We start from the raw sequence: 20,586 nt of genomic DNA on the forward strand, positions 1-20,586 counted from the left end.
ATGATGGCCTCCGTCCTGAAAGAACACACCCTACAAGTTTAGGTCTTGTAGGGTGGAGGGGGACCATCTCATTAACGCCCCGGAAGGAGCGCTTTTTCGTGACGCATCACGCAGGCATCAACCGACCCACTTGCGCGCGTTCTGGAACATCCGCGCCCATGGCGAATCCTCGCCCCAGCCGTCCGGATGCCAGGACATGGTCACCGTGCGCGCCACGCGTTCGGCGTGCGGCATCATCACCGTGAAGCGGCCGTCCGGCGTGGTGACGGCGGTCAGGCCGCCGGGCGAGCCGTTCGGGTTGAACGGATACTGCTCGGTCGCCTGGCCGCGGTTGTCGATGTAGCGCAGCGCGCCGATCACGCTGGACAGGTCGCCGGTCTGCGAGAAGTCCGCGAAACCTTCGCCGTGCGCGATCGCCAGCGGCGCGTGGGTGCCGGCCAGGTCGGCGAAGAAGATCGACGGCGAATCCAGCACCTCGACCATGCCGAAGCGGGCTTCGAACTGTTCCGACTTGTTGCGGGTGAACTTCGGCCAGGCTTCGGCGCCCGGGATGATGGACTTCAGGTTGCTCATCATCTGGCAGCCGTTGCAGACGCCCATGCCGAAGGTGTCGGCGCGGCCGAAGAAGGCGGCGAACTGCTCCTTCAGCGCGGCGTTGAACAGGATGGTCTTGGCCCAGCCTTCGCCGGCGCCCAGCACGTCGCCGTAGGAGAAGCCGCCCACCGCGATCAGGCCCTGGAAGTCGCCCAGCTTCGCACGTCCGGCGATCAGGTCGCTCATGTGCACGTCGACCGCCCTGAAGCCGGCCTGGTGCACCGCCCACGCGGTCTCGATGTGCGAGTTGACGCCCTGCTCGCGCAGGATCGCCACGCTCGGGCGCGCGCCGCTTGCGATGAGGGGCGCGGCGATGTTCACGTTGGTGTCGTGCACCAGCTTCGGCGTGAAGCCCGGGTCCTGCTCGTCCAGCAGGCGCTCGTATTCCTGGTCGACGCATTCCGGGTTGTCGCGCAGGCGCGCGATGCGCCAGCTGGTCTCGCTCCACAGGCGGTGCAGTTCGCTGCGGCGCTTGTTGTAGATGATCTTGGTATCGCGCGTGAATTCGATCACGCCGCGGTCGTTGACCTTGCCGATGATGTGGCTGCAGGCGCCCAGGCCATGGGTGCGCAGCACGTTCATCACCTCGCTGCGCAGGTCGTGGCGCACCTGGATCACGGCGCCCAGCTCTTCGCTGAACAGCGCGCGCAGGGTCATCTCGTTGCGGCGCTCGGCCACCTGGGCGGCCCAGTTCTTGGCGTCGCCATGGTCGGAAGCGTGCTCGCCTTCCATGGTCAGGATGTCGAGGTTGACCGAGACGCCGGCGCGGCCGGCGAAGGCCATCTCGCACAGCGCCGCGAACAGGCCGCCGTCCGAACGGTCGTGGTAGGCCAGCAGTTTGCCGTCCGCGTTGAGCTGCTGGATGGCGGCGAAGAAGGCCTTCAGGTCCTGCGGGTCGTCGAGGTCCGGCGTGTCGTCGCCGACCTGGTTGGTCACCTGCGCCAGCGCCGAGGCCCCGAGGCGGTTCTTGCCGCGGCCCAGGTCGACCAGGATCAGCGAGGTGTCGCCAAGGTCGGTGCGCAGCTGCGGCGTGAGGGTCCTGCGCACGTCCGGGACCGGCGCGAAGCTCGATACGATCAGCGAGACCGGCGAGATCACGGCCTTGGCTTCGCCGCCGTCGTTCCAGGTGGTGCGCATCGACAGCGAATCCTTGCCGACCGGGATCGAGATCCCCAGCGCCGGGCACAGTTCCATGCCGACCGCCTTCACGGTGTCGAACAGCGCCGCGTCCTGGCCCGGCTGGCCGCAGGCCGCCATCCAGTTGGCCGACAGCTTGATGTCTTCGATAGCCGCGACCGGCGCGGCGGCGATGTTGGTGATCGCCTCGCCGACGGCCATGCGGCCCGAGGCGGCGGCGTCGATCACGGCCACCGGGGTGCGCTCGCCCATCGCCATCGCTTCGCCCTTGTAGCCTTCGAAGCTCATGGTGGTGACGGCGACGTCGGCCACCGGCACCTGCCACGGGCCGACCATCTGGTCGCGCACGCTCATGCCGCCGACGCTCCTGTCGCCGATCGTGATCAGGAAGGATTTGTCGGCCACGGTCGGCAGCAGCAGCACGCGGCGGCCGATCTCTTCCAGGTCCAGGCCGGTCACGTCGACCGGCTGGAAGCTGTTCTGTACGTGGGTCACGTCGCGCTGCATCTTCGGCGGCTTGCCGAGCAGGACGTCCATCGGCATGTCGACCGGCGAGGTATTGGTGATCGGGTCGATCAGGCGCAGCTGGCGCTCTTCGGTGGCGACGCCGACCGCCGCGAACGGGCAGCGCTCGCGTTCGCAGATGGCGGCGAAGCGCGCCAGGTCGTCCGGGGAGATCGCCAGCACGTAGCGCTCCTGCGACTCATTGCTCCAGATTTCCCTCGGCGACATGCCGCTCTCTTCCAGCGGCACCTTGCGCAGGTCGAAGGTGGCGCCGCGCTTGGCGTCGTTGGTGATCTCCGGGAAGGCGTTCGAAATGCCGCCCGCGCCCACGTCGTGGATCGAGATGATCGGGTTGGCGTCGCCCAGCTGCCAGCAGGAGTTGATGACTTCCTGGGCGCGGCGTTCCATTTCGGGGTTGCCGCGCTGGACCGAGTCGAAGTCCAGGTCGGCGGTGTTGGTGCCGGTCGCCATCGACGATGCAGCCGCGCCGGCCATGCCGATGCGCATGCCGGGACCGCCCAGCTGCAGCAGCAGGCTGCCGACCGGGATCTCGTCCTTGTGGGTATGCGCGTCGGAGATGTTGCCGATACCGCCGGCGATCATGATCGGCTTGTGGTAGCCGAACACGGTGTTCTCGCCCAGCGCGGTCTTGCCGACGTTCTGTTCGTAGGTGCGGAAGTAACCGCCCAGCACCGGACGGCCGAATTCGTTCGAGAAGGCGGCGCCGCCCAGCGGGCCGTCGACCATGATCTGCAGCGGCGAGGCGATGCGCTCGGGCTTGCCGTAGGCCGGCACTTCCCAAGGCTGCTCGGCACCCGGGATCGCCAGGTTCGACACCGTGAAGCCGGTCAGGCCCGCCTTCGGCTTGGCGCCGCGGCCGGTCGCGCCCTCGTCGCGGATTTCGCCGCCGGCGCCGGTCGAGGCGCCCGGGAACGGGGAAATCGCGGTCGGGTGGTTGTGGGTCTCGACCTTCATCAGGGTGTGGGTCAGCTGGGACGCAGGAAGGTATTCCTGGCCTTCGCCCTGCGGGTAGAAGCGGGTCACTTCGGCGCCTTCCATGATCGCCGAGTTGTCGCTGTACGCCACCACGGTGCCCTTCGGCTGCAGCTGGTGGGTGTTCTTGATCATCTGGAACAGCGACTTGTCCTGCTTGACGCCGTCGATGGTCCACTCGGCGTTGAAGATCTTGTGGCGGCAGTGTTCGCTGTTGGCCTGGGCGAACATCATCAGTTCGACGTCGGTCGGGTTGCGCTGCACCCTGGTGAACGCGTCGACCAGGTAGTCGATCTCGTCCTCCGCCAGGGCCAGGCCCATGTCGCGGTTGGCCTGTTCCAGCGCCGCGCGGCCCTGCTTGATCACATCGACCGCTTCGAGAGGACGGCCTTCCAGTTCGGTAAACAGGGCCTGGGCTTCGTCGGCGCTTCGCAGCACGGTTTCGGTCATGCGGTCGTGCAGCAGGGCCGCCACCGCCTGGGCTTCTTCCGCGCCGAGCTTCTTCGGGGCGCCGAATCCGGTGCCCAGGATGCCGCTCTTCAGGACCACGGTGAAGGCCACGCCGCGCTCGATGCGGTGGATGTGGGCCATGCCGCAATTGTGGGCGATGTCGGTCGCTTTCGAGGCCCAGGGCGAGATGGTGCCCAGGCGCGGGATCACGAAGAACTCCTCGGTCACGCCCTCGTACTGCGTTTCCGGCACAGGCTCGCCGTAGGTGAGCATGGCCGTCAAGCGCCCGGTGTCCTCGGCGGACAAGGGGCTGCTTGCATCGATGAAGTGGTAGAAACGGGCCTGGACTGCCGCAATCGTCGGGGCGACGGCTTGCAGTTGCGTCAGGAGGCGTTGGCTACGGAAAGCAGAGAGGGCATTGGAACCCGGCAGAATCAACATGGCTTGGTAGTCGGTTGATGCAGCGTGGCTGCGGGTGGAAGATAGCCCGCTATTATACGGCATCGCCCCTGCACGGGTCTGGCCATCCTGGAATGGTTGCCGTACGTTCAAGGAATCGGTATCTTAGCGGTGGAGACCCACCGGGCATGGACGAGAAAAACAATGCAAGAGAATAGCCAACTGAGCGTACTGGTCATCGACCCGAATCCGGGCATCCGCGCCAACCTGCAGAACATGCTCAACCAGTCCGGGATCTCGCGCGTCGAGTACGCCGTGAATGCCGGCACCGCCGTCAAGCAGCTCGGCCGCAAGGGCTACGACGTGATCCTCTGCGAGTACGATCTCGGCGGCGGCAGCGGCAACGGCAGCGAGGGACAGGACGGCCAGCAACTGCTGGAAGACCTGCGCCACCACAAGCTGATCCCGCCCTGGGCCATCTTCATCATGCTCACTTCCGAGGCGGCCTACGACAAGGTGATGGGCGCGGCCGAGCTCTCGCCCACCGAATACATCCTCAAGCCCTTCACGGCCGACATCCTGAACCAGCGCATCCAGCGCGCGCTGGCCCGCCGCGCCGCCATGCTGCCGGCCTACCAGCAGGTCGCGCAGGGCAATCCGCAGGCGGCCATCCGGACCTGCATCGACGCCGTGCAGGCGCAGCCGCGCTACGCCGCCGACTTCGCGCGCCTGCGCGCCGAGCTGCATGTCGCGCTGAAGGAGCACGAGCAGGCCGAGGGCGTGTACCGCCAGCTGATCGCGGCGCGGCCGATGGGCTGGGCCAGGCTGGGACTGGCGCGCGCGCTGGCGGCCCAGGGCCGCATCGAGGAAGCGGTCGAACTGCTGCAGCAGCTGGTGAGCGACAACCCGCGCCTGATGGCGGCCTACGACCTGCTGGCGCGCTGCTACGAGGAGCGCGGCGAGCACGCCGAGGCCCAGAAAACGCTGGAGGAAGCGGTCGGCATCTCGCCCCACATGGTGCGGCGCCTGCGCAAGCTGGGCGAGGTCGCGCTGGAAACCGGCGACGTGGCGGCGGCCGAGAAATCCTTCAAGCAGGTCGTCTCGCGCTCGCGCTACTCCGAATTCCGCAACCCCGAGGACCACGTCAACCTGGTCAGGGCGCTGGTGCGCAAGGGCGATCCGCTGTCCGCCGCCGGCGTGATCCGCGACCTCGAACGCTCGCTGCGCGGCACCCCCGAAACGGACGCCTGCCTGGCGATCTCCAGCGCCCTGCTGCAGGAAGCGAGCGGCAACCAGGCCGGCGCCGTGGCCGACCTGCGCAGCGCGGTGGTGGCGGTGCGCGCCGGCAGCGCCCTGTCGCCGACCCTGAGGGTGGGCCTGACCCGCTCCCTGCTGGAACACCGCATGGACGAGGAAGCTTCGGAGGTGATGCTGACCGCAATGAACGGCCAGGACGGCGCCGTCACCGCCCAGCAGGCGATGAATGTGTTCGTCAAGGCCGGCCGTCCCGACCTGGCCGACGGCATGGGCAAGCAGCTGCGCGCCCAGGCCCAGATCCTGCTCGGCGTGGCCGACGAGAAGCGCAACATGGGCGACGTGCGCGGCGCCGTGCAGACCCTACTGGAAGCCCTGCACCTGGCGCCGGGCAACCTGCAGGTGATGATCGCGGTGGTCGGCGGCATCCTCCGGCAGATCATGGAGATGGGCTGGGATCACCCGCTGGCGGGGCTGTGCGCCGAACAGCTCGAGCATATCCGGGCGCTGGATCCGGCACATCCGCGCTTGCAGGCACTGGACGAGGAGTTCATGGGGGCGAAGCGGAAGTACGGCATCTCGTCGTAGGGTGGGCACCACGTGCCCACGCGTGACGGTCGCTTAACGCCGGCTTTCGCGTGGGCTCGGTGAGCCCACCCTACGGCTGGCCATATCCACCGCCCCCAGGTGTCTCGATCACGAACATGTCGCCCGCCTGCATATCGACCTTCCCGATATGTCCCAGCTCCTCCACCCGCCCATCGGCACGCACGACGAGGTTCCGCCCCTTCTCGCCGGGCTCGCCGCCGGCCATCCCGAACGGCGCATGAATCCGGTTGTTCGACAAAATCGCCGCCGTCATCGGCTCCAGGAAGCGCACCTTGCGCACGCCGCCGTTCCCGCCATGCCACCTTCCGGCTCCGCCTGAACCTTCACGGATCGCATAGCTCTCCAGCCGTACCGGGAAGCGGAATTCCAGGATCTCCGGGTCCGTCAGGCGCGAGTTGGTCATGTTGGTCTGGACCACGTCGGTGCCGTCGTAGCCTTCGCCCGCGCCCGAGCCGCCGGAAATCGTCTCGTAGTACTGGTAGCGCGCATTCCCGAAGGTGAAGTTGTTCATCGTGCCCTGCGCGGCCGCCATCACCTGCAGCGCGCCGTACAGCGCGTTGGTGATGCAGGTCGATGTCTCGACGTTGCCCGACACGACCGAGGCCGGATAGTGCGGGTTCAGCATCGAGCCCGGCGGGATGATGACCTTCAGCGGCTTCAGGCAGCCGGCGTTCAGCGGAATCTCGTCGTCGACCAGGGTGCGGAACACGTACAGGACGGCGGCCATGCACACCGCGGACGGCGCGTTGAAGTTGTTCGGCAGCTGGCTCGACGTACCGGTGAAGTCGATCTCCGCGCTGCGGCTGGCGGCATCGACGCGGATCGCCACCTCGATGTGGGCGCCGTTGTCGAGCTCATAGCGGTAGTGGCCATCCTTCAGCACCGCGATCACGCGCCGCACCGCTTCCTCGGCGTTGTCCTGCACGTGGCCCATGTAGGCGCGCACGACGTCCAGGCCGTAATAGGCGACCATCCTGCGCAGTTCCTCGACGCCCTTCTGGTTGGCCGCGACCTGGGCCCGCAGGTCGGCCAGGTTCTGGTCCGGATTGCGGGCCGGCCAGCGCGCCGCCGCGAGGAGCGAACGCGCCTCGGCCTCGCGCAGCACGCCGTCGGCGCCGTCGACCAGCTTGAAATTGTCGATCAGGACGCCCTCTTCCTCGATGTGGCAGGAATCCGGCGGCATCGAGCCCGGCGTGGTGCCGCCGATGTCGGCATGGTGGCCGCGCGAGCCGACGTAGAACAGGATCTCCTGCCCCGCCTCGTCGAACACGGGCGAGATCACCGTCACGTCCGGCAGGTGGGTGCCGCCGTTGTACGGATCGTTCAGCACGTAGACGTCGCCGGCCTTCATCCTGCCTGCGTTCTTGCGCATCACCGCCTTGATGCTCTCGCCCATCGAGCCCAGGTGCACCGGCATGTGCGGCGCGTTGGCGACCAGGTTGCCTTCGTGGTCGAAGATCGCGCAGCTGAAGTCGAGGCGCTCCTTGATGTTCACCGAATAGGCCGTGTTCTGCAGCCGCAGCCCCATCTGCTCGGCAATCGACATGAACAGGTTGTTGAAGACTTCCAGCATCACCGGATCCGCGCTGGTGCCGATCGCGTGCCGTTCGGGCAGCGCCTCGACCCGCCGCAGCACCAGGTGGTCCCAGGCCGTGACCTCGGCCTGCCAGCCGGCTTCGACGACGGTGGTCGCATTCGCCTCGGCGATGATCGCAGGCCCTTTCAGCACGTCGCCCGGCTTGATCCCGGCGCGCAGGTAGACCGCGGTGTCGCGCCATGCTCCGCCGGCGAACATCCGCACGCGCTCGTGCGCTGGCGGGGTATTGCCGGCGCCGGGCACGGCCTGCGCCAGCTCGGGCGGCGCATCGGAGCGGCCGAGCGCCTCGACGGAGACCGCCTCCACCACCAGCGCCTTGCCCGGCATGAGGAAGGAGAAGCGGCGCCGGTAGGCGTCCTCGAAGGCCTGCTGCATGGCCGCGTGCGCGTCGAAAGCCACCACGATGGCCGAATCCGTGCCTTCGTAGCGCAGGTGCACGCGGCGCAGCAGTTCGATGCGTTCGGCCGCGACGCCCTGGGACAGCAGCTCGTCGCGGGCGCGCGCGCCGAGTTCGTCCAGCTCGGCCGCCAGCCCGGCGTCATCCAGTTCGGCCAGGCGGCGCTCGACGGCGCGCTCGCGCATCGCGCTCTGGTCCGCCAGGCCCATGCCGTAAGCCGACAGCACCCCGGCCAGCGAGTGGATGAAGACCGTCTTCATGCCCAGCGCGTCCGCCACCAGGCAGGCGTGCTGGCCGCCGGCGCCGCCGAAACTGGTCAGGGTATAGCCGGTCACGTCATGGCCGCGCTGCACCGAGATCTGCTTGATCGCGTTGGCCATGTTGCCGACCGCGATCTGGATGAAGCCCTCGGCCACCGCTTCCGGCGCCGGCGTCGATCCGGTGGCGGCGCCGATTTCCTTCGCCAGCGCGGCAAAGCCTGCGCGCACGGCATCGACGTCGAGCGGCTCGTCGCCGGAGGCGCCGAACAGGCGCGGGAAGTGCTGCGGCTGGATCTTGCCGAGCATGACGTTGCAGTCGGTGACCGCCAGCGGTCCGCCGCGGCGGTAGCTGGCCGGTCCGGGGTTCGCGCCCGCGCTGTCCGGCCCGACGCGGTAGCGGCTGCCGTCAAAGTGCAGGATCGAGCCGCCGCCCGCCGCCACCGTGTGGATGCTCATCATGGGCGCGCGCATGCGCACGCCGGCCACTTGGGTCTCGAATACGCGCTCATAATCGGAAGGATGCGCACCCGCGAAGTGCGAGACATCGGTCGAGGTGCCGCCCATGTCGAAGCCGATCACGCGCTCGAAGCCGGCCAGGCGGCTGGAGCGCACCATGCCGACGATGCCGCCGGCGGGGCCCGAGAGGATGCTGTCCTTGCCCTGGAAGGTGCGCGCATCGGTCAGGCCGCCGCTGGACTGCATGAACTGCAGGTTCACGCCGGGGAGCTCGCCGGCCACTTGGTCGACGTAGCGGCGCAGGATCGGCGACAGGTAGGCGTCCACCACGGTGGTGTCGCCGCGTGCGACCAGTTTCATCAGCGGACTGGCCTGGTGCGATACCGAGACCTGGGTAAAGCCGATCTCGCGCGCGATGCGCGCCACCGCAGCCTCGTGCCGCGTGTGGCGGTAGCCGTGCATGAAGACGATCGCCAGGCTGCGCAGGCCGGCGTCGAAGGCGGCCTGGAGTTCGCGCCGCGCGCCCTCCTCGTCCAGCGCCCGCACCACCTCGCCGTGGGCGCCCATGCGCTCGTCGATCTCGATCACGCGCCGGTACAGCAGTTCGGGCAGGACGATGTGGCGGTCGAACAGGCGCGGGCGGTTCTGGTAGGCGATGCGCAGGGCATCGCGGAAACCGCGCGTGATGGCCAGGACGGTCGGCTCGCCCTTGCGCTCCAGCAGCGCGTTGGTGGCGACCGTGGTGCCCATCTTGACCGCTTCGATGGCGCCTTCCGGCACCACCTCGCCGGGCTGCAGGCCCAGCAGGTGCCGGATACCGGCGACGGCGGCGTCGCGGTAGTGCTCGGGGTTCTCGGACAGCAGTTTGTGGGTGACGAGCGTGCCGTCGGGGCGGCGCGCCACGATGTCGGTGAAGGTGCCGCCACGGTCGATCCAGAACTGCCAGTCCATGTGTTCTCCAATTCGTTGCCACAAAGTCGACATGTATTGTAGTCGCGACTCGCGCCGCGTTGCGAATTTGGCGACAATACCCGTCACCGCCTACTTTACGGAGCCCCTATGGACACCCTGCTCTACAGCTGCGACCAGATCCGCGCCATCGAACGCGCCGCCCAGGCCAGGGTCGCGCCCGGCGAGCTGATGGAACGCGCGGGCCGGGCCGCCGCCGACTTCGCGCTCGAGCTGCTGGACGGCGAGGCGGCCGGCGCCGTACTGCTGCTGGCCGGCCCGGGCAACAATGGCGGCGACGGACTCGAACTGGCGGCGCAGCTCGCGCGCCAGGGCGTGGACGTCGAGGCGCTGCACCTGGCGGGCGAACGCGCGCCGTCGTTCGAAGCCGGGCGCGCGCTGCAGCGGGCGGTCGATGCCGGGGTACGCTTCGTCGACGAGGTGCCGGCGGGCCGGCCCTGGCGCCTGGTGGTCGATGCCCTGTTCGGCATCGGCCTCGCGCGCCCGCTCGCCGGACGCGCGCGCGAACTGGCGACGTGGACGGCCAGTCTCGACTGCCCGGTGCTGGCGCTCGACGTGCCGAGCGGCCTGGAAGCCGACACGGGCGCCGTCATCGGTCCGGACGGCGCCGCGGTGGCGGCCACGCACACGATCACCTTCCTCGGCAACAAGCCGGGCCTGCACACGGGCGACGGTTGCGACCATGCGGGCGAGGTGCGGGTGGACATGCTGGGCGCGGACGGTCTGCACCAAGAGCTGGCGCAGGCGGTGCTGAACGCTCCGCCCCTGTTCGCCGACCGCCTGGCGCCACGGCGCCGCAATTCGCACAAGGGCAGCTTCGGCGACGTCGCGGTATTGGGCGGCGCGCGCGGCATGGCCGGGGCCGCGGTGCTGGCCGCGCGCGCGGCCCTGCACGGCGGCGCGGGCCGGGTGTTCGCCGCCATGCTCGACCCGGGCATGGCCATCGATCCGACCCAGCCCGAGATCATGTTCCGCGACGCCGCCGGGATGGACTTCGCCGGCCGCACCGTGGTGGCGGGCCCAGGCATGGGCAATGCCGACGCAGCCATCCACCTGTTCGGCAAGGTCATCGAGGCGCGCACGCCGCTGGTCGCCGATGCCGACGCCCTCAACCTGGCTACGGCGCGGCCCGAACTGCACGAACGGCTGGCGGCGCACGGCGGCCAGGTGGTCCTGACCCCGCATCCGCTGGAGGCCGCGCGCCTGCTCGGCGTGACCGCGCCGATCGTGCAGGCCGACCGCCTGGAACACGCGCGCGAACTGGCGCTGCGCCTGAACAGCGTGGTGGTGCTGAAGGGCGCCGGCAGCGTGATCGCGCGCCCGGACGGCTTCGTGGCCGTGAACACGAGCGGCAACCCGGGCCTGGCGACCGGCGGCAGCGGCGACGTGCTGGCGGGCTTCTGCGGGGCCCTGCTGGCCCAGGGCTGGCCGGCCTGGGAAGCCGCGCTGGGGGCCGTGTGGATGCACGGAGCAGCGGCGGACTGGCTGGTGTCGGATGGCGCCGGACCGGTCGGGCTGACGGCGGGCGAACTGCCGAAAGCGATCCGCGCCGTGTTCAACGCATTGATCAGCGCGTAGGGTGGGCACCCCGTGCCCACGCGTGACGCTCGCGTCACGTTGGCATCAACATGGGCTCGGGAGAGCCCACCCTATACCAGCCGTCCTGCCGCAATGGTCAGGGTCCGCCCGCAACGCGCCGCCATCGCCGGATCGTGCGTCACCAGCACCAGGGTCGAGCCGCGTTCGCGGTTCAGCTCGAACATCAGCCGGATCACGGCCTCGCCGGTGGCGGCGTCGATGCTGCCGGTCGGCTCGTCGGCGAACAGCAGCGGCGGCTCGGTGACGAAGGCGCGCGCCAGGGCCACGCGCTGCTGTTCGCCGCCTGACAGGTATTTCGGATAGTGGCGCAGGCGGCTTTCCAGTCCGACCCGGCCCAGCATCGCGGCGGCTTTTGCACGCGCATCCGGATCGCCGCGCAGCTCGAGCGGCAGCATCACGTTTTCCAGCGCGCTCAGGTGCGGCAACAACTGGAAGGACTGGAACACGAAGCCCAGCTTGGCCTTGCGGAAAGCGGCACGGCCATCCTCGTCAAGGGCGAAGATGTCGGTGCCGTCGAGCTTGACCGTGCCGCTGGACGGCGTGTCGAGCCCGGCCAGCAGGCCCAGCAAAGTCGACTTGCCGGAGCCGGACGCGCCGACCAGGGCAAGCGTCTCGGCCGGTTGCACGGTAAAATCGACATTGTGCAGGATGGTGAGTTCGCCGCTGGCGTCCGCCACCCGCTTCGACAGGCCGGCGACTTCGATCGCCGGATGCCGCACGACCGCATCACGTTTGGAAGCCTCGGGAATATCACGCATGCTCGCTCATTTCAAGTTCAGGAAGTTCACTATCGGCGCCCTCGCGGCCTTCGCGCTGGCGGCGTCGGGGAGCGCCTATTCTGCACCAAAAACCGTGCTGGTGGTGGGCGACAGCCTGTCCGCCGAATACGGGCTGGCGCGCGGCAGCGGCTGGGTCGCCCTGCTCGAACGGAAGCTGAAGGCCGAAAAGCTCGACGCCCGCATCGTCAACGCCAGCATCAGCGGCGACACCACCAGCGGCGGACGCTCGCGCCTGCCCGCCCTGCTGGCCCAGCACAAGCCGGACGTGGTGGTGCTGGAGCTGGGCGCCAACGACGGCCTGCGCGGACTGCCGATCCCGTCGGCCGAAGACAACCTGCGCACCATGGTCAAGCTGTCGCAGCAGAACAGGGCCAAGGTCCTGCTGGTCGGCATCCACATGCCGCCGAACTACGGGCGCGCCTATACCGAACGCTTCACGGGCATGTACAAGGAACTGTCCGCCAGCCTGAAGGTGCCGCTGGTGCCGTATATGCTGCAGGGCGTCGAGCTGGTCCCGACGAATTTCCAGGCCGACCGCATGCATCCATTGGCCAGCGCCCACCCCGTCATCCTCAATAACATCTGGCCGCAACTGGCTCCCCTGATCAAACAATAATGAAATACCCCGCTGTCCTCAGCTTCACCGACATTTTCGCGCAGCTCGACGAATTCGACGCCATCATCGATGCGCGCAGCGAATCCGAGTTCGCGCTCGACCACATCCCCGGCGCCATCAACTGCCCGGTGTTGAACGACGAGGAACGCATCCTGGTCGGCACCACTTACAAGCAGGTCGGCGCCTTCGAAGCGAAGAAGATCGGCGCGCCGCTGGTGGCGCGCAACGTCGCCCGGTTTATCGACACGCTGTTCGCCGACAAGCCGCGCGACTGGAAACCGCTGGTCTATTGCTGGCGCGGCGGCAACCGCAGCGGCTCGATGGCCCACATCCTGGCCAAGGTCGGCTGGCCGGTGGTGCAGCTCGACGGCGGCTACAAGGCCTTCCGCGGCTTCGTCAACAGCGCGCTGGAGAACCCGCCGGCGCTACGGTTCCGCGTGATCTGCGGCACCACCGGCAGCGGCAAGAGCCGGCTGCTGGAAACGCTCGAGGCAATCGGCGCCCAGGTGCTCGACCTCGAACGCCTGGCGGCCCACCGCGGCTCGGTGCTGGGCCACCTGCCGAACGAGCCCCAGCCCAGCCAGAAAATGTTCGAGACCCGCATCTGGGACAAGCTGCGGCGCTTCGATCCGGACAAACCGGTGTTCGTGGAATCGGAAAGCAAGAAGGTCGGCAACCTGCGCGTGCCGGACGTGGTCATGGAGCGCATGCGCGCCTCGCCCTGCATCTCGCTGATGCTGTCGCGCCCGAACCGCGTGCGCCTGCTGATGGAGGATTACCAGCACTTCTGCGCCGACCCGTCGGCCCTGAACGCCCAGCTCGACCACCTGGTGCAGTTGCACGGCCGCGCCAGAATCGACGATTGGCAGGCGATGGCGACCGGCGGCAGGCTGCCGGAGCTGGTCGACGAACTGCTGGTCCAGCATTACGATCCGGCCTACCTGCGCTCGATCGACCGCAACTTCGTGCACTATCCGCAGGCGGACGTGCTGGAGCTGGGGGATATCGGCAAGGAGGATTTCCTGGCTGCCGCCAGGAAACTGCACGCCGAGTCATAACGCAGGTGGGCATCAAGTGCCCGTCCCGCCAAAACAAAAGCCCGGTCCGCTCGCGCGGCCGGGCTTTATGTTTGGGTCAAAGTGATTACTCGGCCTTCGCGCCCAGGTCAGCCGGCTTGACGTTGACCTTGGCCTTGGCCTTCTTCTTCAGGGCCTCGATGTAGCCGTACATCTCGGCGCCGCCGACGGCGCGGGCGATCGCATCGGCTTCCTGCTTGCGGCGCGCCTGGTCAGGCTGGGCCGGCAGCGACACCTTGCCGATGCGGTACACGCCATAGCCCTGGCCCGGCAGCTCGACGCCGACATAGGCAGGCAGCTTGCTCACGTCGGCCTTCAGCACGGCGATCGCGGCGGCGCGGTTGATGCCCGGATCCTGCTGCATGGTGCGCGACAGGACCTTCACTTCGCCGAAGCCGGTGGCGTCGCCGGATGCCTTCAGCGCAGCCAGCTTGGCTTCGCCGGCCTGGCGCGCCAGGCGCATCTCTTCTTCCTGGGTCACGCGCTGGCGGATCTGGTCCGCTACTTCTGCCAGCGGACGCTTGGCGGCCGGCTTGAACTCGACCACGCGGCCCGCCACCAGGGTGCTCGGCGCCACTTCGACGGCTTCGGTATTGCGCTTGTTGGCGATCGCGTCCTGGGAGAAGATCGCCTTCAGGAACTTCTCGTTGTTCACCGGCGCCTTGCCCAGCGCCGGGTTCGGCGTACGGGTCAGGCCGTCGACGGTCTGGATGGCCAGGCCGAGCTTGTCCGCGACCGGCTTCAGGCTGTCCGACTGCTCGTAGACGGTATTCGTGAAGGTTTCTGCCAGTTCCGAGTACTTGCTCGACATCTTGGTCTTCTTCAGCTCGGCCACGATTTGCGGCTTCGCTTCTTCCAGGCTCTTCTGGACTTCCGGCACGACCTTGGTGACCTTGACGATGTGGTAGCCGAAGTTCGAACGCACCAGGCCGCTGATTTCGCCTTCCTTGAGCTGGAAGATCGCATCTTCGACCGGCTTGTCGAACAGGCCTTTCTCGACCACGCCCAGGTCGCCGCCCAGCTCGGCCGACCCAGGATCCTGGGACTGCGCCCTGGCGATCTTCGCGAACTCGCCCGGGTTCTTCTGCAGCTCGGCCAGGATGGCTTGCGCCTTGGCCTTGGCGGCCGCGTCATCGGCCGGCTTGGCGTCCTTCGCGACGGCGATCAGGATGTGGCTGGCGCTGCGCTTTTCCGGGGTGGCGAAGCGGGCCTTGTTCTTGTTGTAGGCGTCGGCGACTTCCGCGTCGCTGACAGTCACCTGCTTCTCGACGGCGTCGGCATCGAACAGCACGTACTCGGCCTTGATCTGCTCCGGCACCTGGAACAGGGTGGCGTTCTTGTCGTAGTAGGCCTTGATCATGTCGTCGGTGACCTTGACCTGGGAGGCGAAGTTCGCGATCGGGAACATCAGTTCCTGGACTTCGCGCTGCTGGTCGTTGATGTCCGACAGGCGGTTCGCCACCGAGCGCGGCGCGAAAGCCGTGCCCTGCACCGAACCGGCCAGTTGCTGCACCGCCAGCTGGTAGCCGACGCGTTGCTCGAAGCCCTCGGCGGTCATGCCCTGTGAGGCCAGGAAGGCCTTGTAGGCGTCGAGGTCGAAGCTGCCGTCCGGCTTGCGCATGCCGGTCTGTTCGATGATGCCCTTGTACAGGGAATCTTTACCGACCGTCAGGTGGCTGCGCGCCACTTCGGTGCCGATCGCGCGCTCGGCCACCAGGCCGTCGAGGACTTCCTGCTTCGCTTCCGGCGTATCGAACAGCTTCTGGTCGAACTGCGGGCCCATCATGGCGCGCGCCTGCTCGATCTGGCGGCGCTGCGCGGATTCCCATTCCTGCTGCGTGATCTTGCGGCCGTCGACGGTGGCGACGCCATCGCTGTCGCTGCGCTTTTCATACTGGCTTACGCCGACGAGCACGAACGAAGGCAGGATCAGCAGGAGCAGCAGGAACTGCATCAGCCGCTGGTGGGTACGGATAAATTCAAACATGGTCAGCCAATCAAGGTTGAAAATGCGATTACAAAAACCTAAAAAAAAAGGCGAACAATCGTTCGCCTTTTTTTCACACCTGAATTCTGGCGGAGCGGACGGGGCTCGAACCCGCGACCCCCGGCGTGACAGGCCGGTATTCTAACCAACTGAACTACCGCTCCAGATTCTGTGCTGCATGTGGTCTGTCTTATCGAGTGGCGGAGCGGACGGGGCTCGAACCCGCGACCCCCGGCGTGACAGGCCGGTATTCTAACCAACTGAACTACCGCTCCACGCAATAAGGCGACACTTTCCGCTGCGGTCAGCGCAGCGAAGGCATTAGTTTACTGCATCTTTCAGGGCTTTACCAGCCTTAAATTTCGGGACATTGGCGGCCTTGATCTTGATGGCTTCCTTGGTGCGCGGGTCGCGGCCGGTGCGGGCAGCGCGTTCGCCGACGGTGAAGGTGCCGAAGCCGACCAGGGTCACGCTGTCCTTGTTCTTCAGGGTGTTGGTCACCGCGTCGATCATCGCGTCGAGGGCGCGCGCCGCAGAGGCTTTGGTCAGGTCCGCGGATTTCGCGATTTCTTCGATCAGTTCAGTTTTGTTCACTTCTTTTCCCTCGTTAGACATTCGGCAAAAAACCGCAAGCGCGTATTAAACAAGGGGGGATGCTTTGTGTCAAGCAACGTTACTACCGCATGGCAACATTTAGAGCGCGGCGTCCAAAATGCCGTCGTCCCCGCGGAGGCGGGGACCCAAGTTCTGCGTGCGTTACCTGAACGCTGACAAACTTGGGTCCCCGCCTGCGCGGGGACGACGATTCGAACGCTAACGCTTAGTGCTTGACGACGCCGCCCTGCCCGTCGGTGGTCGCCGCCACCGGCGAAGCCGCCACGGCCGGCACGTCGACCAGCGGTTCGGGCTGGCGTTCCAGGGCGACTTCCAGCACCTTTTCGATCCAGCGCACCGGCACGATCTCGAGCTTGTTCTTGACGTTGTCCGGGATCTCGGCCAGGTCCTTCACGTTCTGCTCGGGGATCAGCACCGTCTTGATGCCGCCGCGCTGGGCTGCCAGCAGCTTCTCCTTCAGGCCGCCGATCGGCAGCACTTCGCCGCGCAGCGTGATCTCGCCGGTCATCGCCACGTCGGCGCGGACCGGGATGCCGGTGAACACCGACACCAGCGCCGTGGTCAGGCCGATACCGGCGGACGGACCGTCCTTCGGCGTCGCACCTTCCGGCAGGTGGATGTGGATGTCGGTCTTCTCGAAGGTTTCGCTCTTGATGCCCAGGCGCTGTGCGCGCGAACGCACCACGGTGCGGGCGGCTTCGATCGATTCCTTCATCACGTCGCCCAGCGTACCGGTGCGGATCACCGCGCCCTTGCCCGGCACCTGCACGGCTTCGATGGTCAGCAGGTCGCCGCCGACTTCGGTCCATGCGAGGCCCGCCACCTGGCCGACCTGGTTGTCCTTCTCGGCCACGCCGAAGTCGAAGCGGCGCACGCCCAGGAATTTATCCAGGTTCTTGGCCGACACCAGCACGCGCTTGTTGTCCTTCTTCAGCAGCAGCATCTTGACGACCTTGCGGCAGATCTTCGAGATTTCGCGCTCGAGCGAACGCACGCCCGCTTCACGGGTGTAGTAGCGGATGATGTCGCGGATCGCCGACTCGTCGACCTTGATCTCGTCTTCCTGCAGGCCGTTGTTCTTGATCTGCTTCGGCAGCAGGTAGCGCTGCGCGATGCTGGTCTTCTCGTCCTCGGTGTAACCCGACAGGCGGATCACTTCCATCCGGTCCAGCAGCGCCGGCGGGATGTTGAACGAGTTCGAGGTCGCCACGAACATCACGTCCGACAGGTCGAAGTCGACTTCGACGTAGTGGTCGCTGAACGTGTGGTTCTGGGCCGGGTCCAGCACCTCGAGCAGGGCCGACGACGGGTCGCCGCGGAAGTCCGCGCCCATCTTATCGATTTCGTCGAGCAGGAACAGCGGATTGCGCACGCCGACCTTGGTCAGCGACTGCAGCACCTTGCCCGGCATCGAGCCGATGTAGGTACGGCGGTGGCCGCGGATCTCGGCCTCGTCGCGCACGCCGCCGAGCGCCATGCGCACGTACTTGCGGTTGGTGGCGCGGGCGATCGATTCGCCCAGCGAGGTCTTGCCCACGCCCGGAGGACCGACGAAGCACAGGATCGGCGCCTTCAGCTTGTCGACGCGCTGCTGCACTGCGAGGTACTCGAGGATGCGTTCCTTGATCTTGTCGAGGCCGTAGTGATCGGCTTCCAGCACCTGCTGGGCCTTCTCCAGGTCGATGGTGACCTTGGATTTCTTTTTCCACGGCAGGCCGACCAGGGTATCGATGTAGTTGCGCACCACGGTCGCTTCGGCCGACATCGGCGACATCAGCTTCAGCTTCTTGATCTCGGCCTGGGCCTTTTCCATGGCCTCCTTCGGCATCTTGGCGGCGATCACCTTCTTCTCGAGTTCCTCGATGTCGGCGCCCTCTTCGCCCTCGCCCAGCTCTTTCTGGATCGCTTTCACCTGCTCGTTCAGGTAGTACTCGCGCTGCGATTTTTCCATCTGGCGCTTGACGCGGCCGCGGATGCGCTTTTCCACCTGCAGGATGTCGAGTTCGCCTTCCAGCTGGCCGAGCAGATGCTCCAGGCGCTTGGCGACGTTGAAGATCTCGAGGATCACCTGTTTCTGCTCGAGCTTGAGCGGCAGGTGGGCGGCGACGGTGTCGGCCAGGCGGCCGGCGTCGTCGATACCGGCCAGCGAAGCGAGGATCTCGGGCGGGATTTTCTTGTTCAGTTTGACGTACTGGTCGAACTGCTGGACGATCGCGCGGCGCATTGCCTCGACTTCCGAATCGTCGCCGATTTCGGAATTAATCGGGGTCAAGTCGGCAACGAAGTGGCTCGGCGCGTCGGTGATCTGATTGATACGGGCACGCTGCGCGCCTTCGACCAGCACCTTCACGGTACCGTCGGGCAGCTTCAGCATTTGCAGAATATTGGCCACGCAGCCGATCTCGTAGATGTCTGCGGCGGAAGGCTCGTCCTTGGCAGCCGCCTTCTGGGCGGCGAGCATGATGCTCTTACCCTGTTCCATCGCGGCTTCGAGCGCCTTGATCGATTTCGGGCGGCCGACGAACAGAGGTATCACCATATGCGGAAACACGACCACGTCGCGCAGAGGCAGCAGCGGCAAGGTCATCTGTTCAGTAAATTTAGTAGTCGTCATGGCATACCTTATAAAAAGCGTGTTGACGATGTTGGGAGTCCACCGTCAATTCACAAGAGCGGCCGAAAAATAATTTTCTATTGCAAGAATAATTAATAAAGCCGTTCCGACAAAAGTAGCTTCCGAAATAAAAAAGCCACTGCGCGACCGTAATCACGAGTGGCTTTCCGTTTGAAGCCCGGGTCTTTTGTTGAGATTGATTTTACCGCCAAGAATCAGCGTTTCAAGACCTTTTGTTGTGTGTGCGCGCGGAAATTTTAATTTTCTCCGGCCGCTTTCGGGGATTCGCTGTAAATCAGTAAAGGTTTCGCACCGTTCGTGATCGTATTTTCATCGATCACGACCTTGACAACATTCTGCTGGCTTGGCAGTTCATACATCACGTCCAGCAAGGCGTGTTCCAGGATCGAACGCAGGCCGCGTGCGCCGGTCTTGCGCGCCAGTGCCTTCTTGGCAATCGCGTGCAGGGCCGCCGGGCGGATTTCGAGTTCGGCGCCTTCCATGTCCAGCAGTTTCGAGTACTGCTTGATCAGTGCGTTCTTCGGCTCGACCAGGATCTGGATCAAGGCTTCCTCGGTCAGCTCGCTCAGGGTGGCGACGACCGGCAGGCGGCCGACCAGTTCCGGGATCAGGCCGAACTTGACCAGGTCTTCCGGTTCCGCTTCCATCAGCACGTCGCTGACCGAACGCGAGGTCTGGCTCTTGACGTTGGCGCCGAAGCCGATGCCCGACTTTTCCGAGCGGTTCTGGATGACCTTGTCGAGGCCGTCGAACGCGCCGCCGCAGATGAACAGGATGTTGGTCGTGTCGATCTGGACGAAGTCCTGGTTCGGATGCTTGCGCCCGCCCTGTGGGGGCACGGAAGCCATGGTGCCTTCGATCAGCTTCAGCAGGGCCTGCTGCACGCCTTCGCCCGAGACGTCGCGGGTGATCGACGGATTGTCCGACTTGCGCGAAATCTTGTCGATCTCGTCGATGTAGACGATGCCGCGCTGGGCCTTCTCGACTTCGTAGTTGCAGCTCTGCAGCAGCTTCTGGATGATGTTCTCGACGTCCTCGCCCACGTAGCCGGCTTCGGTCAGGGTGGTCGCGTCGGCGATCACGAAGGGGACATTCAGGGTGCGCGCCAGGGTCTGGGCCAGCAGGGTCTTGCCGGAACCGGTCGGGCCCACGAGCAGGATATTGCTCTTGGACAGCTCGATGTCGTCCTTCTTGCCCAGGTGCTTGAGGCGCTTGTAGTGGTTGTAGACCGCCACCGACAGGATGCGCTTGGCCGTCTGCTGGCCGATCACGTACTGATCCAGCAGTTCGGCGATCTCGTGCGGCGTCGGCAGGTCGGACTTGGCGCCCGCCACCGATTCGACGTTCGAGGTCTCGTCACGGATGATGTCGTTGCACAGGTCGATGCACTCGTCGCAGATGAAGACCGATGGTCCTGCGATGAGCTTCTTCACCTCGTGCTGGCTCTTGCCGCAGAAGGAGCAGTACAGAAGTTTTTCACCGCTAGAGGATTTTTTGTCAGACATGGGGCAGGTTTCTGTTGAATTGCTACGAATATAACGCTAATACGGGGGCGCAACAAGTGCGCACGTCTCCATGCTACCCGAAATAAAAAAAGAACGCCCGATCCGCTGTTGCGCTCGGGCGTCTTTCAGCAACACCGCGTATGGTGCGTATGCGG

General features: G+C 66.2%; 11 protein-coding genes and 2 tRNA genes. 4 read left to right on the forward strand and 9 right to left on the reverse strand.

Translation table 11 applies throughout. The features are described 5' to 3' along the window. Positions 1 to 117: 117 nt before the first annotated feature. Positions 118 to 4,119 carry a phosphoribosylformylglycinamidine synthase gene (gene purL, locus AC3A6M_RS17580; RefSeq protein ID WP_487854014.1) on the reverse strand — a complete coding sequence of 1,334 codons (4,002 nt, stop codon included), beginning with the start codon at positions 4,117 to 4,119 and terminating at the stop codon, positions 118 to 120. Positions 4,120 to 4,281: 162 nt separating this feature from the next. Between purL and AC3A6M_RS17585 the strand changes: the two genes are divergently transcribed. Beyond that, complete coding sequence (locus AC3A6M_RS17585) at positions 4,282 to 5,919, forward strand: tetratricopeptide repeat protein (RefSeq protein ID WP_487854015.1); 1,638 nt, start codon at positions 4,282 to 4,284, stop codon at positions 5,917 to 5,919. Between the two features lie 70 nt (positions 5,920 to 5,989). Here AC3A6M_RS17585 and AC3A6M_RS17590 read toward each other — a convergent pair whose 3' ends face one another. Further along, positions 5,990 to 9,601 carry a hydantoinase B/oxoprolinase family protein gene (locus AC3A6M_RS17590; RefSeq protein ID WP_487854016.1) on the reverse strand — a complete coding sequence of 1,204 codons (3,612 nt, stop codon included), beginning with the start codon at positions 9,599 to 9,601 and terminating at the stop codon, positions 5,990 to 5,992. 108 nt (positions 9,602 to 9,709) lie between these two features. Between AC3A6M_RS17590 and AC3A6M_RS17595 the strand changes: the two genes are divergently transcribed. Beyond that, a complete protein-coding gene (locus AC3A6M_RS17595) occupies positions 9,710 to 11,197 on the forward strand; it encodes an NAD(P)H-hydrate dehydratase (RefSeq protein ID WP_487854017.1) in 1,488 nt (495 codons plus the stop codon). A 71-nt stretch (positions 11,198 to 11,268) separates the two neighbouring features. On the opposite strand, the gene AC3A6M_RS17600 is transcribed toward AC3A6M_RS17595, so the two are convergent. Then, positions 11,269 to 11,976, reverse strand: coding sequence for an ABC transporter ATP-binding protein (locus tag AC3A6M_RS17600; protein WP_487854018.1), 708 nt, complete (start codon positions 11,974 to 11,976; stop codon positions 11,269 to 11,271). On the opposite strand from AC3A6M_RS17600, the gene AC3A6M_RS17605 reads away from it, so the two are divergent. After that, positions 11,975 to 12,613: an arylesterase gene (locus tag AC3A6M_RS17605; protein ID WP_487854019.1), complete on the forward strand. Its 639-nt coding sequence runs from the start codon at positions 11,975 to 11,977 to the stop codon at positions 12,611 to 12,613. The genes AC3A6M_RS17600 and AC3A6M_RS17605 overlap by 2 nt on opposite strands. Then, positions 12,613 to 13,671 (forward strand): tRNA 2-selenouridine(34) synthase MnmH, encoded by a 1,059-nt coding sequence (gene mnmH / locus AC3A6M_RS17610; RefSeq protein ID WP_487854020.1) that lies wholly within the window; start codon positions 12,613 to 12,615, stop codon positions 13,669 to 13,671. Before AC3A6M_RS17605 ends, mnmH begins: the two co-directional genes overlap by 1 nt. An 85-nt stretch (positions 13,672 to 13,756) precedes the next feature. Here mnmH and AC3A6M_RS17615 read toward each other — a convergent pair whose 3' ends face one another. The 6 genes from AC3A6M_RS17615 to clpX form a co-directional block, all read right to left on the reverse strand. Further along, a complete protein-coding gene (locus AC3A6M_RS17615) occupies positions 13,757 to 15,676 on the reverse strand; it encodes a SurA N-terminal domain-containing protein (protein ID WP_487854021.1) in 1,920 nt (639 codons plus the stop codon). An 87-nt stretch (positions 15,677 to 15,763) separates the two neighbouring features. Then, positions 15,764 to 15,840: transfer RNA gene (locus AC3A6M_RS17620), tRNA-Asp, on the reverse strand. A gap of 34 nt (positions 15,841 to 15,874) precedes the next feature. Further along, positions 15,875 to 15,951 (reverse strand) — tRNA-Asp (locus AC3A6M_RS17625). 46 nt (positions 15,952 to 15,997) lie between these two features. Beyond that, positions 15,998 to 16,270, reverse strand: coding sequence for an HU family DNA-binding protein (locus AC3A6M_RS17630; protein ID WP_442122143.1), 273 nt, complete (start codon positions 16,268 to 16,270; stop codon positions 15,998 to 16,000). 226 nt (positions 16,271 to 16,496) lie between these two features. Then, a complete protein-coding gene (lon, locus tag AC3A6M_RS17635; RefSeq protein ID WP_487854022.1) occupies positions 16,497 to 18,905 on the reverse strand; it encodes an endopeptidase La in 2,409 nt (802 codons plus the stop codon). 257 nt (positions 18,906 to 19,162) lie between these two features. Next, complete coding sequence (clpX, locus tag AC3A6M_RS17640; protein WP_487854023.1) at positions 19,163 to 20,431, reverse strand: ATP-dependent Clp protease ATP-binding subunit ClpX; 1,269 nt, start codon at positions 20,429 to 20,431, stop codon at positions 19,163 to 19,165. Between the last annotated feature and the right edge of the window lie 155 nt (positions 20,432 to 20,586).

The organism is Telluria sp. Soil_C_11, assembly GCF_057657395.1.

What these genes read in the sequence shown, in the direction of transcription:
- purL (WP_487854014.1), bottom strand. Translation starts at nt 4,119, where the DNA reads ATGTTGATTCTGCCGGGTTCCAATGCCCTCTCTGCTTTCCGTAGCCAA.
- AC3A6M_RS17585 (WP_487854015.1), top strand. Translation starts at nt 4,282, where the DNA reads ATGCAAGAGAATAGCCAACTGAGCGTACTGGTCATCGACCCGAATCCG.
- AC3A6M_RS17590 (WP_487854016.1), bottom strand. Translation starts at nt 9,601, where the DNA reads ATGGACTGGCAGTTCTGGATCGACCGTGGCGGCACCTTCACCGACATC.
- AC3A6M_RS17595 (WP_487854017.1), top strand. Translation starts at nt 9,710, where the DNA reads ATGGACACCCTGCTCTACAGCTGCGACCAGATCCGCGCCATCGAACGC.
- AC3A6M_RS17605 (WP_487854019.1), top strand. Translation starts at nt 11,975, where the DNA reads ATGCTCGCTCATTTCAAGTTCAGGAAGTTCACTATCGGCGCCCTCGCG.
- AC3A6M_RS17600 (WP_487854018.1), bottom strand. Translation starts at nt 11,976, where the DNA reads ATGCGTGATATTCCCGAGGCTTCCAAACGTGATGCGGTCGTGCGGCAT.
- mnmH (WP_487854020.1), top strand. Translation starts at nt 12,613, where the DNA reads ATGAAATACCCCGCTGTCCTCAGCTTCACCGACATTTTCGCGCAGCTC.
- AC3A6M_RS17615 (WP_487854021.1), bottom strand. Translation starts at nt 15,676, where the DNA reads ATGTTTGAATTTATCCGTACCCACCAGCGGCTGATGCAGTTCCTGCTG.
- lon (WP_487854022.1), bottom strand. Translation starts at nt 18,905, where the DNA reads ATGACGACTACTAAATTTACTGAACAGATGACCTTGCCGCTGCTGCCT.
- clpX (WP_487854023.1), bottom strand. Translation starts at nt 20,431, where the DNA reads ATGTCTGACAAAAAATCCTCTAGCGGTGAAAAACTTCTGTACTGCTCC.